Below are 15462 nucleotides of genomic sequence, written 5' to 3' on the forward strand. Positions count from 1 at the left end.
CCCCGTGTGAAGGAGCAGAGCGGCAACCGAAGCGGCGAAATACGTGCCCGTTCTGTCAATAAATGCCGGGCATTGGTCAGACGCCGGCGATCATGATCAGGTCGCCGGGGCCCGCCGTGACGACGCTCTCGTCGTTCAGCGACACGCGGGCCGCGACCGCGGACGAGAGGTAGGTGTTGACGCCCTTCACCACCAGATCGCCCAGCCCGCCGCCGGTCAGGCGCAGCACGGCCGCGCCGCCGTCGGCGGCGGCGATCTCGACGGTCCCGTACGGCGTCCGCACGCCGATCGGCCCCTTGTTGCCGGTCTGGACGAGCACGATCAGGTAGTGGACGTCCCGGTCCGGGTGGCTGCGCAGGAAGGCATCGGCGGCGCCGTACAGGACGATGGAGCCGTCCTCGTCGGCGGGCGGCGCCGACGGCGTGAGCAGGGCGCACGCCGCGAGGCTCTCGTCCAGCGTGGGGACGGGCCCGTCCACCAGCACCCGGCCGCCTGCGGCGGCGTACTCGGCGAGCAGCCGCTGCACGCTCCGGTGCATGAACGGGCCGCCGGGCACGGTGACGGACCGGTACGCGCTCAGCTCCCCGGCCGTCACGTCCTCCAGGTCGACCAGCGCGTATTCCAGGCCGCGCTCGCGCATCCGCTCGTGGAAGGCCCGCAGCGCCCGTCCGCAACCCGGTCCGTCAGCACCCGAAAGTGCCGCGATCCCGGCGTACGGCAGGTAGAGGCCGAACGCGTCGCGCGCCGTGCTCGCGCACTCCAGGAACTCCGTCCCGTGCGCGGCGAAGAAGTCGGCCAGCGCCCGCACCACCGGCGCCTTGCCGGTGGGCGAGCCGGCCGCGTCGATCGGCGCGCAGTCCGGGTACGGCCCCTCGTGCGCCGCGTCGAGCTCCGGCGCCCAGCCCGAGGTGGAGACCCCGGTGTAGACGTTGAACCCGGTCGCGCCCGCCGCCATGGCCAGCAGCGACTGATGGAAGCTGGTCGCGCCGTCGATGTAGGCGGGGTCGTAGAGCCGGGAGAAGCCCCAGTTCTCCTCCAGGTTCGGGCCGGGGGCGAGCTTGGCGGCGATCACGTAGCGGGCCTGGGCGTCGCGGTCGGCCGACACCACGCCCATCCAGTTGGTGAACCCGTAGGAGATGCCGCCCCACAGCCGCGGCCTGACCCTGGCCAGCCAGTCGTCCAGCTCGGGCACGGTCGGCGGGTTCAGGTTCACGAAGACGGGCAGGGCCGAGCCGACGGCCTGGGCCCAGACGCGGTAGACCTCGGCCAGGTATTCGGCGTGGAAGCGGCCCCAGTCGGCCCGCGCGAGCAGGCCGCCCGCCCCGGGCGGCGGCTCGACCTCGGCCCAGTCCGCGTGCGCCGTCGCGTGCGCCGCGTTGTACGCCTCCGGCGTCCCGTACCAGGAGCGCAGCCGGTCCCGGAAGAACGCCAGCCCGGACGGGCTGTAGTCGTAGGCGGTCAGCGGCCGGGCCCCATTGGTGTAGACGCCCTCGTTCGCGATCTGCAGCGCGACCACCGGATCCGCGCCCGCCAGCACCTCCTTGCCCACGGCCGACAGCCACTGCGTGGTCCTGGCCAGGAACGCGGCGCCCAGCGGCGCGGGCAGCGGCCGGGAGACGGAGCCGTCCGACCAGAGGGACGGCTTCCCCTCGGCGTCGAGCAGCGGCTCGATCGACGGGTCCACGTCCGGGCAGACCCAGTCGGGCAGCCCGCCGTAGCCCACCTCGGCGTGGATGAACGGCCCCGGCTTGGCGATGACCCGCAGCCCCAGCTCGGCGCAGAGCGCCAGGAAGCCGACGACGTCCCTGGCCGGGTGGGTGGCCCCGGTGAAGTCGGGGGCCAGGCCCGGCTCCGGCTGGTGGTGGCGCCAGGGCAGGTAGCAGGTGACCACCTCGATCCCGAGCTCGTCCCGCACGGCCCGCAGCCGATCGGCCCAGACGGCCGGGTCGTCGCGGTAGTAGGGGTAGTCGGCGGTCACGAGCACCTGCCCGTCGATGAGCACGTCTGTTCTCCTCACGCTTTCAATCCGGTGAACGCGATGCCCTGCAGGATGCGGCGCTGGAAGACGATCAGCACGGCGATCACCGGCAGGACGGCGAGCGTGGCGCCCGCCATGATGTAGTACGCCCGCCCGCCGTCGGGGCTGGCGACGAGCTGCTGCAAGGCCAGCGGCAGCGTGTAGAGCTCGGGGTCGTTGGTGACGACCAGCGGCCAGACCAGGTCGTTCCAGTGGAACAGGAAGCTGGTGATCGTGACGACCGCCAGTACCGGCTTCGACAGCGGCAGCACGATCCGCCAGAAGATCTGCATGCGGCCCGCGCCGTCGATGAGCGCGGCCTCCTCCAGCTCGGCCGGGATCGACAGGAAGAACTGCCGCAGCAGGAAGATGTCCAGGACGGAGGCGATGTTCGGGACGATGAGCCCCCATCCGGAGTCGAACATGCCGAGCGCCTGCGTGACATGGATGCGCGGCACCAGCAGCGTGATCGCGGGCACCATCATGCCGCCCAGCATGATCACGAACAGCTTGTCGCGGCCCGGGAACGGGATCCGCGCGAACGCGTACGCGGCCAGCGCGTCCACCAGCAGCTTGGCCGGCACCAGGATCGCGCACACCCAGACGCTGTTGACGAACGCGTTCCCGAGCCCGCCGACGTCCAGCACGTAGTCGTAGTTGTCCAGCGTCGCGGCCCACTCGCCGGTCTTCTTGTCGAGCGGCAGCAGGTTGGGCACCTTGCTGTAGATGTCCTGCCCGTGCTTGACCGAGGTGGCCAGCATCCACAGGAACGGCACCACCGAAACGGCCGCCAGCAGCACCAGCGCCACGTAGATGGGGGCCTTTCTCATGCCGCCTCCTGCTTGACGAACCGGAACTGCAGCGCGGTCACGATCATGATGAAGACGAGCAGGATGAACGACATCGCGCAGGCCGCCCCCATGGCGTCGTAGCGGAAGGCGAACAGGTAGAGGTGGAGCACGTACGTCAGGCCCGACTGCTCGGGGCCGCCGGTGACGCTGCGCCCGTTGCCGGAGAAGATCACGTACACCAGGCCGAACACCTGCAGCGCCGCGATCACCCCCGTCACCAGCAGGTAGAACGTGGTCGGCCGGAGCATCGGGAAGGTCACCCGCCAGAACCGCTGCCAGGGGCCGGCCCCGTCGATGATCGCCGCCTCCGTGATCGCGCCGGGGATGCCCTTAAGGCCGGCCAGATAGATGATCATCGAGATGCCGCACTGCCAGGCCGCGATGAACGCCAGCGCGGGGATGACCAGCTCCGGGGTGTTGAGCCAGTTCTGCCCGGGGATGCCGAACAGGCCGAGCACCGCGTTGATCAGGCCGTACTGCGGGTCGTAGAGCCAGCGCCAGATCGCGCCGACCGCCGCCTCGGCCGTGACGACCGGCAGGAACAGCAGCAGCCTGAACAGGTTCGCCCCGCGCCGGATCGCGTTCAGCAGCAGCGCCTGCGCCAGCGCGGAGACCATGGTCAGCGGCACCGCGATGAGCGTGTACTGCAGCGTGACGCCGACCGACTTCCAGAAGTGCGGGAATTTCACGTCGTCGAAGAGCAGGTCGGCGTAGTTCGCCAGGCCCACCCAGGCGGCGTCGGAGCGCAGGTTCCAGTCCGTGAAGCTGTAGTAGAGCGCCGACAGTGCCGGATAGAGCAGGAAGATCAGGAAATAGGCGAGCGCGGGGGCGACCAGGAGCCAGCCGATGAGCCGGTCGCGGCGGCGGGCCGACGGCCGCCGCCGCGATCTGGTCGCCACCTGCGCTTCCGCCAGTGCGGGTGCGGCCACGTCAGCCGTTCCAGCCGAGCAGGGAGCGCGTCTTGCCCGCCGCGTCGGTCAGCGCCTGCCGGGCGGTGACCTTGCCGGTCAGCGCCGACTCGATCGCCGGGGCGATGATCTCGTCGTTGACCTGGATCCACTGCGGCACCGCGGGCCGGGCGTGCGCCGCCTTGAGCTGCTCGAGGAAGGCCGCCTGCTCGGGGCCGCCCGCGACCACTTGCGCCTTGAGGTTGACGGGGAAGCCGCCGAAGGCGTCCGCGACCGCGCCGTTGTTGGTCTCGTTCGCCAGGAAGGCCAGCCACTTCCACGCCAGGTCGGCGTTCTTGCTGGAGGAGAAGACGACGGAGTCCTCGCCGCCGATGTTGCCGGCCGGCTCGGTCTTGTACGGCAGCGGCGCCACGCCGAAGTCGAGGTCGGGGAACTGCTCGTGGATCGTCGGCACGTCCCAGGGGCCGGAGATCGTCATGGCGGCCAGGCCGTTCTCGAAGGGTTTGTCCGAGTCGGTGATCTGGCGCGGCGACGACTTCAGCAGGTCCACCCAGAGCTGCAGCGCCTCCACCGCGGGCGGCTGGTCGAACAGCACCTTCTTGCCCGCGTCGTCCACCATCTGGCCGCCGGCGCCGTGCACGACGCCGGGGAACATCCAGGCGCCGTACCCGTCGCCCTTGGGGACGTTCATGCCGGCCACCTTGGCGTCGGCGGCGTGCACCCGGGCGGCGGTCTGCTTCAGCTCGTCCCAGGTCTTGGGCGGGGTCGGGACCAGCTTCTTGTTGTAGAAGAGCGCGACCGTGGTCTGGTCCTGCGGGAGGCCGTAGAGCTTGCCGTTCGCGCGGTTGGTGTCGAGCGCGCCCTTGTAGAAGCCGGCCTCGTCGATCAGGCCGGCGGGGACCTCCTTGATCGTGCCGTCCAGGGCGTACTTGGAGACCAGGGGCTGGTCGAGTATGCCCGCGTCCGGCGCGCTCTTGCTGGCCACGGCGCTGCCGAGCTTGGTGTTGTAGTCGTCCTTGGGGATCTTGACGAGCTTCACCGTGACGCCGGGGTTGGCCTTCTCGAAGTCCTTGCGGACCTTCTCGATGACCTGTCCGGCCTGCGGGGTGCGGTCCTGGTACATCCAGAACGTCAGCGTCTTGTCCGTGTCGCCGCCACTGCCGCCGCCGCTGCCGCAGGCGGCCAGTCCGGCCGCGAGCGCCGCCGCGACGACGCCTCGCACGAGTCCTCGGCTCATAGTCATCTCCTCTTCGGGGGGATGGCCAGACCATAATCTAAGCTCTGAAAAAAGTCAGGAGCCGACCGGAAACGCTTCGGTAACACCGGGTCATGGCGATTTCGGCTGGTGAACTACCATGGCGAGGCGATCGCGGGAGAGGCGGGGACGAGAATGGGCACGTCAGGGCGCAGGACCGTACGGGATCTTCGCAGGGGGAACCGGGCGATGCTCCTGCGCGCGCTCTACTTCGGCGGCCCGGCCACCCGCAACGACCTGTCGGCCGCGACCGGGCTGAGCCCGGCCACGGTCAGCACCATGACCGGCGACCTGCTCTCCGAGAACGTCGTCGTCGAGGCCGGCCAGGTCGACTCCGACGGCGGCCGGCCCCGCGTGCTGCTCAGGGTCAACCCCGCCTACGGGTACGCGGTCGGCGTGGACGTGGGGGAGACGCAGGTCAGCGTCGAGCTGTTCGACCTGGAGATGACCAAGCTCGCCAGGGCCCACTACGCGGTCCGCTCGGCCAAGCACGACCCCGAGCTGGTCGCCCGCCACATCCTGGCCGGCGTCGACACGGTGATCGCCGAGAGCGAGGTGCCGGCCGAACGGGTGCTCGGCGTCGGCGTCGGCGTGCCCGGCATCGTCGAGCCGGGGCCGGACGCGCTGGTGCGGGCCAAGACGTTCGGCTGGCAGGCGGTGCCGTTGGGAGCGCTCCTACGGGCAGGCACGTCGCTGCCGCTGTTCGTCGACAACGGCGCCAAGACGATGGGGCAGGCCGAGCTCTGGTTCGGTTCGGGCAAGGGCACCCGCGACGCGATCATCGTGCTGATGGGCTCGGGCGTCGGGGGCACGGTCGTGACCGACGGGCAGATCTACCGGGGCGCGGGCAAGGCCGCCGGCGAGGTCGGGCACCTGAAGCTGGTCGCGGGCGGGCGGGCCTGCCGGTGCGGGGCGCGCGGCTGCCTGGAGGCGTACCTGGGGGCCGAGGCGATCCTCGACCGCGCGGGCGTCGTGGCCGACTCCGCCGACGAGGAGGCCGCGCTGGCCCGGCTGCTCGACGAGGGCTCCCCGGTCATCGCCGAGAGCGTCGAACTGCTGGGCGTGGGCCTGTCGAGCCTGGTCCACCTGTTCAACCCCGAGCGCATCGTCATCGGCGGCTGGGCGGGGCTCATGCTGGGCGGGCGGATGCTGACGGAGATCAGGGGGTCGGCCGCGGCCAACACGCAGGCCCAGCCGTTCCAGCCCGAGACGATCGTGCTGGGCCGGCTCGGCCCCGACGCCGTGGCGCTGGGCGCGGCGACGCTGGTGCTGGAGCCGTTCTTCCAGGGGGCGGCGTTCCAGGGGACCGTGAGCAGTCTCGCGTAGTACTTCAATCAAGTCCTGACGAATCCCTCAGGCGCACCATGTCGCGGGTGAGCGCGCCGATCCCGCCGGCGCCCAGCAGCTGAAGGGTGCGTACGAGCTCCGCGCGCAGCAGGTCCAGCGCCCGCCGCACCCCGGCCTCGCCGCCCGCCATCAGGCCGTACAGATAGGCCCGGCCGATGAAGCACGCCCGAGCGCCGAGCGCGACCGCGGCGGCGACGTCGGCCCCGTTGCGGACGCCACCGTCCAGGAAGACCTCCGTGCGATCGCCCACGGCGGCCACCACCTGCGGCAGCAGCTCCAGCGGCGTGGCGGCGCGGTCGAGCTGCCGCCCGCCGTGGTTGGACACGACCAGGCCGTCCACCCCGAGGGCCGCCAGGTCCTTGGCGTCGTCGACCCGCTGCACGCCCTTGACCAGCAGCCGCCCCTGCCACGCCGAGCGGATCCACTCCAGGTCGTCCATGGTCACGGAGGGGTCGAACATCAGGTTCGTGAGCCCGGGCAGATCGTCGGGGGCGCCTTCGATGGTGGCGAACCTCAGCGGCTCGCTGGTGAGGAAGTCGAACCACCACGCCGGGTGCCGCAGCGCCTGCAGCGCGCTGCGCCAGCGCAGGGACGGCGGGACCGTCAGGCCGTGCCGCACGTCGCGCAGCCGCGCCCCGGCCACCGGCACGTCGACGGTCACGACCAGCACGTCCATGCCCGCCTCGCGGGCCAGGGAGAGCGTCTCCAGGTTGCGCGCGCGGTCGCGGACCACGTACAGCTGGAACCAGTTCCACCCGCCGGGCGCGGCGGCGGCCACGCCGGCGGCCGTCGTGGTGCCCATGGTGGACAGCGTGTAGGGGACGCCCGCGTGCTCGGCCGCCCTGGCCACGGCCCGCTCGCCCTCGCGGTGCATCATCCGGGTGAACCCGGTGGGCCCGAGCACGACCGGCATCGCGATCCGCCTGCCCAGGATCTCGACCGCGGTCGGGGCCTCCGAAACGTCGCGCAGGATCCGCGGGCTGAACTCCACCCGCCGGAACGCCTCCACCGCCCTGGCCATCGACAGCTCGCCCTCGGCCGCGCCGTCCACGTAGTCGAACACCATGTGCGGGGCGCGTCTTCTGGCCAGCAACCGGAGATCGGCGATGTCGGCGGCGTCGGCCACCCGCCGCGCCCTGGACAGCCGCGGGCGCCCGGGCACGACGGCCCGCAGCTCCCGCCACCGGGGCAGGCGCCGGGGTTCCTTCGCGTTCCCGTCGATGTCTTGGACGTTACCAAAAGGTACGGTGAGACCGTGATCGACGACTCCACGGCACCGGCAGGCGACTGGACGGCACCGGCAGGGGGCTCCGCGGAGCTGGCAGGGGGCTCGGCGGAGCGGGCGCGGGACCGGGCGGCGTCGGCTGGGGACTCGGTGGCGCTGGCGCGGGACTGGGCGGTGCTCGCGGGGGACTCTCCCGCGTCCCTCGCCATGGGGGCGGAGCTGATCGCCCGCTGGTCCGAGCCGCACCGCCGCTACCACACCCTCGACCACCTGGCCGCCGTGCTCGCCGGGATCGCGCAGCTCGCGGCCTCGGCGGACGACCTGTCCGCCGTGCGCCTGGCCGCCTGGTTCCACGACGCCGTCTACGACGGGCGGCCGGGCCTGGACGAGGAGCGCAGCGCCCAGCTCGCGCAGTCCAGGCTGCCCAGGTGCGGGGTGCCCGCCGCACGGGTCGCCGAGGTGGCCAGGCTGGTACGCCTCACCGCCGCCCACGACACGCTGGCCGCCGGGGACCAGGACGGCGCCGTCCTGTGCGACGCCGACCTGGCCGTGCTCGGGCTGCCGGGCTATGACGACTACGCGGGGCGGATCCGGCAGGAGTACGCCCACGTGCCGGACGACCTGTTCAGGGCGGGACGGGCCGAGGTGCTGCGCCGGCTGCTGGCCGTACCGAGCCTCTACCGGACCGAACGCGCCCGCGAGCTGTGGGAGGAGCGGGCCCGGTCGAACATGACCCGCGAGCTGGAGTCGCTCACGTCGGGCCAGGGCGCACAGTAGCGGCGGCCGGTCAGCGGCGCTCGCGGCTGGTCGTGAGAAGCCGGGTCAGCGGCGCTTGCGGCGGCGCAGGCCGGACGCGACGAGCCGCAGGAGCAGCTCGCGCGAGCTGACCGCCTCGGCCCCCAGCTCCACCGCCCGGGCGTGCACGGTTTCCGGCACGTCGTAGTGATCCCGGTCGAAGGCCCGCTCCGGCACCCCCAGCCGGGAGGCGAAGTCGTGCAGCTCCTGCAGCGAGCGGTCGCTGATCAGATGCGACCACATCAGGCCGCGCGGCCCTGGCCAGTTGGGCGGGTCGATGAGAACGGTCACGCCGTCAAGGGTAGAGCCGCTCCCACCGGCCCGCTCACGCTGTCCAGGGTGAGGGTCACGCCGTCGAGGGCGGGACCGCTCGGCCTGGGGTCACGCCGTCGCGTGGCGGGACCGCTCGGCCTGGGGTCACGCCGTCATGCGGTCGTGGGCGGGACCCTGCCGCGGACCGCCAGCTCGCTCAGGTCCGACACCACCACCTCGGCGCCCGCCGAACCCAGCTCCGCCATCTCGGCCCCGTCCCTGGCCACCGCGACGACCAGCCCGAACCCGCCCTTCCTGCCCGCCTCCACCCCGGGCAGCGCCGCGTCCACCACCGCGGCTTTGACGGCGGGCAGCGCCAGCCGGCGCGCCGCCTCCAGGAAGAGGGCGGGGTCGGGCTTGCCGGGCAGGTTCATCAGGGCCGCGTCGTTGCCGTCCACCACCAGGTCGAACAGGTGCAGCACACCGGCCGACGTGACCAGCTTGCGACCGTGCAGGCTGGCGGAGACGGCCGCCGTACGCGCGCCTCGCTGCCGCAACTCGTGCAGGAGCGAGACCGTGGACGGGAACGCGGCCACCCCGTACTTCTCCACCTGGGCCATGAAGATCTGGTCCTTGGCCAGGCCGAGCCCGTGCACGGTGGCCGCGCCGGGCTCGTCGGCGGGCGACCCCTCGGGCACCGTGATGCCGCGTGCCTCGAGGAAGGTGCGGATGCCGTCGAGGCGCGGGCGGCCGTCCACGTAGCGCAGATAGTCGTCGCGGATGTCGAACGGTGTCGAGCGGCCGCGCAGAAACGCGTCGAAGACGTGCTTCCAGGCGGCCGCGTGCCCCCGAGCAGTGTCGGTGACCACGCCGTCGGTGTCGAACAGGACGGCGCTGATCGTGGTCAGATCGATGACAGGCTCGTTCACATTGCGAACGTAACTGCTCTACCAGGCGACGGGTAGCTCTTTGACCCCGTACACGATGGCGAGTTCCCTGAACGGCACCTCGCCCGCCACGCGCAGCCCCGGGAAGCGGCGCAGCAGCGCGGGGAAGGCGATGCGCATCTCCATCTGCGCCAGCGGCGCGCCGATGCAGCGGTGGATGCCGTGGCCGAACGCCATGTGCGAGCCCGCCGTCTCCCTGCCGGGCCGCACCTGGTCCATGTCGTCGCCCAGGGCGGGGTCGCGGTTGGCGCCGGTGAGCGAGCAGAGCACCATCTCGCCCTTCTTGATCTGTACGCCGTGCAGCTCCAGGTCGTCGCGGGCGAACCGGGGGAAGGCCACCTGCACGACCGTCATGTAGCGCAGCAGCTCTTCGACGACGTCGTTGATGTACCCGTCGACCTCGCGGACCTTGGCGGCCTGCTCGGGGTTCTGAAGCAGCCACAGGGTGCCCAGGGCGAGCATGCTGGTGCTGGTGTCGTGCCCGCCGGTCAGCAGCCCGTCGGCCATGCTGGCGAGCGTACGGTCGTCGAGCTCGTCACCGTGCTCGCGCAGCAGCTGGCCGAGCAGCCCCTCCCCGGGGTTCTGCCGCTCCCGGGCGACCAGGTCGGTCAGATAGGCCATGGCGTCGTTGATCGCCTGCAGCGACGCCTCCGGCCCGGCCGTGAAGTCGAAGCGGTCCTTGCTGATCTTCACGAAGCCGGCGCGCTCCTCGTACGGGACGCCCAGCAGCTCGCACACCACCAGCGACGGGATCGGCAGCGCGAACTCCTCGACCAGGTCCACGGGGGAGCCCTTGGCCTCGATGCGGTCCAGGTGCTCCTCGACCATCGCCTCGATGCGCGGCTCCAGCCTGCGCAGGCGGCGCATGGTGAACTCGGGCGTCAGGTACTTGCGCAGGCGCGTGTGCTCGGGCGGGTCGCGGAACCCCAGGCCGCCCGGGTCCTCCTGGTTGGAGCCCAGGCCGATCACCCCGGCGAAGTCGTTGCTGAAGCGTTCGTGGTCGCCAAGGACGCTTCGCACGTCCTCCCAGCGGGTGACGAGGTAGACGGTCTGGCTGCCGGGGATCTCCATGGGGAAGACCGGATGCTCGGCCCGGATCCGCGCGAGCTCGCCCACGGGGTCGAACCCGTCGCGCATGAACTGGACGAGGGGGAACTCATTGTCTGACATCGATATCCGTCCTGCTGGGATACATCACGCCATCTTGGGATAAATCCCTCCATAGATGGTCCCATCCGGAGCGGCGGATGTTGCCCTCCCAAAGGACGAATTTCCCCTCACCCTCGCGGCCCCCACCGCCCCTCCCATGGGACCGTCCTACGCTTCCTGACCAGCCAGAACCCTGGTCACCTCACCGGGCGGCGGCTCGGTCCGATCGCGGGCGTACGCGGGCGGCTCGGGCACCGGGGCCTCCGCCGACAGCGCCGGCGGGGCGGGCTTGGGCTTGCGCGGCTCGCGCACCCCACCCTCGCCACCCTCCGACGGGTCGTCGAACGGGAAGTCCCTCTCGCCGGGCCAGTGCGGCTCGCCGGGCCCGTATCCGGGCATCCAGGCGGGTGCGCCGCTGGGAAGAGCGCGGCGTCTGCGTGATCGCTTGCTCACAATCCCCTCCTCGCGGCCCATTGTGCGCCCACCCCCGCCCCCCGACCACCCCCACTCCACGCCTCTATCCCCAACGTCACCCCACCTCCCCACCGGTCGCTCGGCCGGCGTACGACCACGTTCCGTATGCCACTCCGCCACCGCCCCGCCTCCCACCGCCCCCACTCCACCCACCGCCCCCCGCTCCACCCGCCGTGCCCCCGCTCCCGCCGCGCCCGCCGCTCCGGTCCGGCGCGTCGCTTCGCCGCGTGCGCCGCTCGCCGTCCCGCTCCGGCCCGCTTGCCGCTCTGGTCCGGTGCGCCGCTCCACCCCCTGCACCGAGTGCGCGCCTCTTTGCGCCCGCGCCGCCCCCCGTTGTGCGCTGGTCCATCCGTCGTTCCGCTTCATGCGGTCGGTCCGCGACTGCGCTCCGTGTGCTGATCCGCCCTCGGGGGCGCCGCGACCGGTGGGGAGGCGGATCGTGGGAAGGTGACGGAACAGCAGTGAAACAGGGGCAAAATGGGGCGGCAGATGGTGTTTGGCGTACAAGATGGCGACATTCTGCGATGATCTCGTCGCATAGAGCCGGAGTTTGAGCCCCCACGGATAGTGACAGATGCCGACATTTGAGGAAATAGCAGCCTTCGTCACCGAGAAGCCGCTCGCCACCGCCGTCATCGCGTTGCTGAGCCTGGCGGGGCTGGCGCTGGCGTTCCTGGTTCTCAGGATCGTCTGGCGGGCCACCGCCTGGTTGTTCTCCCGGTACGTCGCCCCCCGTCCCATCGAGGACGTGCTGACCATCGTCGCCGCCTCCATCGCCACCGGCGTGTCCGCGCAGGGCATGTGGCGCTTCTCCGGCGACGTGCTCGGCCTGGACGGGCCGCTGCGGCTGCTGCTGTTCGCGTTCATCGAGGTCGCGATCATCACGAGCGCGGTGCGGGCCCGCCGCAACATGCGCGAGAACTTCTCCGCCGGGATCGACGGCATCGCCGTGTGGGCCCTGACCTGCCTGACCGCCGTACTGTCCAGCATGGACGCGCGCAGCCTGCCCGAGGCGGTGTTCAGGCTCGCCGCGCCGCTGGTCGCCGCCTGGCTCTGGGAGCGCGGCATGGCCATCGAGCGGCACCGCATCCGCGGCACCGGCCGCATCAACTGGCGTCTGACGCCCGAGCGGCTACTGGTCCGGATCGGGCTGGCCGAGGTCAGCGACCGTACGGCGAGCGAGGTCGACGCCCACCGCCGGCTGACCAGGGTCGCGCTGGCCGCCAAGCGGGCCAAGGCGTTGCGCGAGAACGGGGCCTCCGAGCGCAAGATGCGCGTGGCGCTGGCCAAGCTGGACAAGGCCATGGACCAGGCGGTCGAGCACACCGGGCTGGCGGTGAACCAGGCCCGCCAGGAGGCGCTGCTGGCCCAGATCGCCGCCCTCTACAACACCAGCGCCCTCATCGACGCCGCCCCCCGCGTGCCGTGGGAGCCGGAGCCCGAGCAGCAGCCGGTGCCCGCCCGCCCGGCGCTGCCGCCCGCGCTGGCCGAGCTCGTCGAGGAGGAGGACGAGGACATCGAGGTGCTCGACACCACCCCGCAGGTCGTCGACACCGCCCAGCGGGCGGCGCTGATGCGCCAGGCCCGCGCGTTCTGGGACCGCCAGATCGCCAAGGGCATCGTGCCGCGTACGGTGGACATCGCCCAGGAGATCGGCATCTCCCTGGCCACGGCACGCGAGTATCGTGCCCTGTGGAAGCTCGAGCCGCAGGCGCACGCCCTCATCGAGGCGCTGTTCCAGCAGCACGGCATCGTCGACACGGGCGCCTTCCCCGCGATCGCGGACGACGGGCGGGTGCTGACCACCAAGTTGTAGGGGGAGCGCGGTTGCGGGAGCGCACGCTGGAGCGCGTCAGGAAACTCCTGGCCAAGGCCGAACGCACCGACAACGAGCACGAGCGGGCGACGTTCATGGCGGCCGCCTCGGCGCTGATGGCCAAGCACGGCATCGACTCGCTCCCCCCGGCGGGCACCCGGCAGACGCCCGGCGACCGGGTCGTCACCCTGGCCAACCCCTGGGCGAGGGAGAAGGCCCGGCTCGTCAGCCTGGTCGCGCAGGCCGTGCGCTGCCGCCCCCTGCTCATCGGGCGCGGCGAGGGCGGGCAGCGGGTGCACGTGTTCGGGTTCGCGGCCGACCTGGAGCGGGCCGACCTGCTGGCCACGTCGTTGCTGCTGCAGATGGCGAGCGGGCTGGCCCGCGTGCGGCTGCCCGACGGCGTGACCGCCGTGCGGGCCTACCGGCGGTCGTGGCTGCTGGGGTTCACGGACGAGGTGTACCGGCTGCTGTGCGTGGCCGAGTCCCAGGCGGAGCGGGCCAGTACGGGCGCCGCGCTCGTCCTGGCCGACCGCCGGGCCGAGGTGGAACGGGCGGTGGCCGCCCATTATCCGGACATCCGGGTGAGCGTCCCCAGGACGAGCGGCACGGGCTACCGGGACGGGGTGGCCGCCGGCCGCCGCGCCGACCTCGGCCGTACCGGAATGACCACCGACACGGCGCCCGAGCTGGCCCCCGGCCGCTGACCCCGCCCGGGCGTCGGCCGCTCGGACGCCGGCTCGCCCGGACGCCGGCCGGCCTGAATCCAGCCCCACCCGGACGCCGGCCCGCGTGGTCAGGCGAGGGCGTCGGAGACCAGGGAGCGGGCCTCCTCCTGCACCTTGGCCAGGTGGTCGGGGCCGCGGAAGGACTCGGCGTAGATTTTGTAGACGTCCTCAGTCCCCGACGGCCGGGCCGCGAACCAGGCGTTCTCCGTCGCGACCTTCACCCCGCCGAGCTCGGCCCCGTTGCCGGGCGCCGTGGTCTGGACGGCGATGATCGGCTCGCCCGCCAGCGACGACGCCTTCACCTGCGCGGCCGAGAGCTTGCCGAGCACCGCCTTCTCCTCGCGCGTGGCAGGGGCGTCGACCCGGGCGTACGCGGGCTCCCCGAACCGCTCGACCAGCTCCCGGTAGTGCGCGCTCGGCGACCTGCCGGTGACGGCCTGGATCTCGGAGGCCAGCAGCGCCAGGATGATCCCGTCCTTGTCCGTGGACCAGACGGACCCGTCGCGCCGCAGGAACGACGCTCCCGCGCTCTCCTCGCCCCCGAACCCCAGCGACCCGTCCAGCAGGCCCGGGACGAACCACTTGAACCCGACAGGCACCTCGTACAGCCGCCGCCCCAGGGACTCCACGACCCGGTCGATGATCCCGCTGCTGACCATCGTCTTGCCCACCCCGGCGGCCGCGGGCCAGCCGTCGCGGTGCGTGTACAGGTAGGAGATGGCGACGGCGAGGTAGTGGTTGGGGTTCAGCAGGCCGCCGTCGGGGGTGACGACGCCGTGCCGGTCGGCGTCGGCATCGTTTCCGGTGGCAATGTCGTACTTATCGCGATTGGCGATGAGAGAGGCCATCGCGTACGGCGACGAGCAGTCCATCCGGATCTTCCCGTCCCAGTCGAGCGTCATGAACCGCCACGTCGGATCCACCAGCGGATTGACCACGGTCAGGTCGAGCCGGTGCCGCTCGGCGATCTCCCCCCAGTACGCCACGCTGGCCCCGCCCAGCGGATCGGCGCCGACGCGCACCCCGGCCGCCCGGATCGCGTCGAGGTCCACCACGGACGGCAGGTCGTCCACGTACATGCCCAGGAAGTCGTAACGCCCCGCCGCCTCCAGGGCCTTCGTGTACGAGACCCGCAGCACGCTCTCCAGCCCGCCCGCCAGCAGCCGGTTGGCGCGGTCCTGGATCCACGTGGTGGCGTCGGTGTCGGCCGGACCCCCGTGCGGCGGGTTGTACTTGAAGCCGCCGTCGCCCGGCGGGTTGTGCGACGGCGTGATCACGATGCCGTCGGCGAGCCCGGCGGTGCGGCCGCGGTTGTGCCGCAGGATGGCGTGCGAGACGGACGGCGTCGGCGTGTAACCGTCACGGGAGTCGATCAGCACCTGGACCCCGTTGGCGACCAGGACCTCCAGCGCGGACACCCGCGCGGGCTCCGACAGCGCGTGCGTGTCGACGCCGAGGAACAGCGGCCCGTCGGTGCCCTGCATCCGCCGGTATTCGCAGATGGCCTGCGTGGTGGCCAGGATGTGGTCCTCGTTGAACGCCGTCCTCAGCGACGACCCCCGGTGCCCCGACGTGCCGAACGCCACCCGCTGCCCCGGGTCGCTCGGATCGGGATGCAGCGCGTAATAGGAGGTCACGAGCCTGTCGACGGCCACGAGGTCGGCGGGCTGAGCTGGCTGTCCTGCGCGTTCGTGCGTCATG

At 72.0% G+C, this 15462-nt stretch carries 14 protein-coding genes; 4 read left to right on the forward strand and 10 right to left on the reverse strand.

From position 1 onward, the window contains the following. Nucleotides 1-76: 76 nt before the first annotated feature. From ACIBI9_RS22250 to ACIBI9_RS22265, 4 genes are read right to left on the reverse strand one after another with little or no spacing between them, the layout of a single operon-like run. The gene (locus ACIBI9_RS22250; protein ID WP_397224053.1) at nucleotides 77-2017 is read right to left on the reverse strand and encodes a beta-galactosidase; all 1941 of its coding nucleotides are present in this window, start codon (nucleotides 2015-2017) and stop codon (nucleotides 77-79) included. Beyond that, a complete protein-coding gene (locus ACIBI9_RS22255) occupies nucleotides 2014-2847 on the reverse strand; it encodes a carbohydrate ABC transporter permease (RefSeq protein WP_397224054.1) in 834 nt (277 codons plus the stop codon). Before ACIBI9_RS22255 ends, ACIBI9_RS22250 begins: the two co-directional genes overlap by 4 nt. Further along, complete coding sequence (locus ACIBI9_RS22260) at nucleotides 2844-3767, reverse strand: carbohydrate ABC transporter permease (RefSeq protein ID WP_397224055.1); 924 nt, start codon at nucleotides 3765-3767, stop codon at nucleotides 2844-2846. The genes ACIBI9_RS22255 and ACIBI9_RS22260 overlap by 4 nt, the downstream gene beginning before the upstream one ends. Before the next feature lie 31 nt (nucleotides 3768-3798). Further along, nucleotides 3799-5013 (reverse strand): ABC transporter substrate-binding protein, encoded by a 1215-nt coding sequence (locus ACIBI9_RS22265; RefSeq protein WP_397224056.1) that lies wholly within the window; start codon nucleotides 5011-5013, stop codon nucleotides 3799-3801. A gap of 108 nt (nucleotides 5014-5121) precedes the next feature. Here ACIBI9_RS22265 and ACIBI9_RS22270 point away from each other — a divergent pair, with 108 nt between their 5' ends. Then, nucleotides 5122-6357: an ROK family protein gene (locus ACIBI9_RS22270; RefSeq protein ID WP_397224057.1), complete on the forward strand. Its 1236-nt coding sequence runs from the start codon at nucleotides 5122-5124 to the stop codon at nucleotides 6355-6357. A gap of 4 nt (nucleotides 6358-6361) precedes the next feature. Here the strand turns inward: ACIBI9_RS22270 and ACIBI9_RS22275 are convergent, their stop codons facing one another. Next, nucleotides 6362-7540: an alpha-hydroxy acid oxidase gene (locus ACIBI9_RS22275; protein WP_397224058.1), complete on the reverse strand. Its 1179-nt coding sequence runs from the start codon at nucleotides 7538-7540 to the stop codon at nucleotides 6362-6364. A gap of 93 nt (nucleotides 7541-7633) precedes the next feature. On the opposite strand from ACIBI9_RS22275, the gene ACIBI9_RS22280 reads away from it, so the two are divergent. Further along, nucleotides 7634-8380: a metal-dependent phosphohydrolase gene (locus ACIBI9_RS22280; protein ID WP_397224059.1), complete on the forward strand. Its 747-nt coding sequence runs from the start codon at nucleotides 7634-7636 to the stop codon at nucleotides 8378-8380. A 45-nt stretch (nucleotides 8381-8425) separates the two neighbouring features. Here ACIBI9_RS22280 and ACIBI9_RS22285 read toward each other — a convergent pair whose 3' ends face one another. The 4 genes from ACIBI9_RS22285 to ACIBI9_RS22300 all read right to left on the reverse strand — a co-directional run bounded on the left by ACIBI9_RS22285 (nucleotide 8426) and on the right by ACIBI9_RS22300 (nucleotide 11199). After that, entirely contained in the window at nucleotides 8426-8689 is a 264-nt protein-coding gene (locus ACIBI9_RS22285) for a DUF4031 domain-containing protein (RefSeq protein ID WP_397224060.1), read from the reverse strand. A gap of 134 nt (nucleotides 8690-8823) precedes the next feature. After that, nucleotides 8824-9579 carry an HAD family hydrolase gene (locus ACIBI9_RS22290; protein ID WP_397224061.1) on the reverse strand — a complete coding sequence of 252 codons (756 nt, stop codon included), beginning with the start codon at nucleotides 9577-9579 and terminating at the stop codon, nucleotides 8824-8826. Between the two features lie 18 nt (nucleotides 9580-9597). Next, a complete protein-coding gene (locus ACIBI9_RS22295) occupies nucleotides 9598-10767 on the reverse strand; it encodes a cytochrome P450 (protein ID WP_397224062.1) in 1170 nt (389 codons plus the stop codon). 147 nt (nucleotides 10768-10914) lie between these two features. Then, nucleotides 10915-11199 (reverse strand): hypothetical protein, encoded by a 285-nt coding sequence (locus ACIBI9_RS22300; protein ID WP_397224063.1) that lies wholly within the window; start codon nucleotides 11197-11199, stop codon nucleotides 10915-10917. A 595-nt stretch (nucleotides 11200-11794) separates the two neighbouring features. Between ACIBI9_RS22300 and ACIBI9_RS22305 the strand changes: the two genes are divergently transcribed. Together ACIBI9_RS22305 and ACIBI9_RS22310 are read left to right on the forward strand one after the other, a co-directional pair. Beyond that, the gene (locus tag ACIBI9_RS22305) at nucleotides 11795-13036 is read left to right on the forward strand and encodes a hypothetical protein (protein ID WP_397224064.1); all 1242 of its coding nucleotides are present in this window, start codon (nucleotides 11795-11797) and stop codon (nucleotides 13034-13036) included. Between the two features lie 11 nt (nucleotides 13037-13047). After that, nucleotides 13048-13740 carry a DUF2786 domain-containing protein gene (locus ACIBI9_RS22310; protein ID WP_397224065.1) on the forward strand — a complete coding sequence of 231 codons (693 nt, stop codon included), beginning with the start codon at nucleotides 13048-13050 and terminating at the stop codon, nucleotides 13738-13740. Between the two features lie 89 nt (nucleotides 13741-13829). Here the strand turns inward: ACIBI9_RS22310 and pgm are convergent, their stop codons facing one another. Next, nucleotides 13830-15461 (reverse strand): phosphoglucomutase (alpha-D-glucose-1,6-bisphosphate-dependent), encoded by a 1632-nt coding sequence (gene pgm / locus ACIBI9_RS22315; protein WP_397224066.1) that lies wholly within the window; start codon nucleotides 15459-15461, stop codon nucleotides 13830-13832. Nucleotide 15462: the final 1 nt, after the last annotated feature.

The sequence above is a fragment of the Nonomuraea sp. NPDC050451 genome, assembly GCF_044458585.1.

Bases quoted from the DNA above. Each gene is read 5' to 3' on its own strand.
- ACIBI9_RS22305 (WP_397224064.1), top strand. From the start codon at position 11,795: ATGCCGACATTTGAGGAAATAGCAGCCTTCGTCACCGAGAAGCCGCTC.
- ACIBI9_RS22265 (WP_397224056.1), bottom strand. From the start codon at position 5,013: ATGAGCCGAGGACTCGTGCGAGGCGTCGTCGCGGCGGCGCTCGCGGCC.
- pgm (WP_397224066.1), bottom strand. From the start codon at position 15,461: ATGACGCACGAACGCGCAGGACAGCCAGCTCAGCCCGCCGACCTCGTG.
- ACIBI9_RS22255 (WP_397224054.1), bottom strand. From the start codon at position 2,847: ATGAGAAAGGCCCCCATCTACGTGGCGCTGGTGCTGCTGGCGGCCGTT.
- ACIBI9_RS22295 (WP_397224062.1), bottom strand. From the start codon at position 10,767: ATGTCAGACAATGAGTTCCCCCTCGTCCAGTTCATGCGCGACGGGTTC.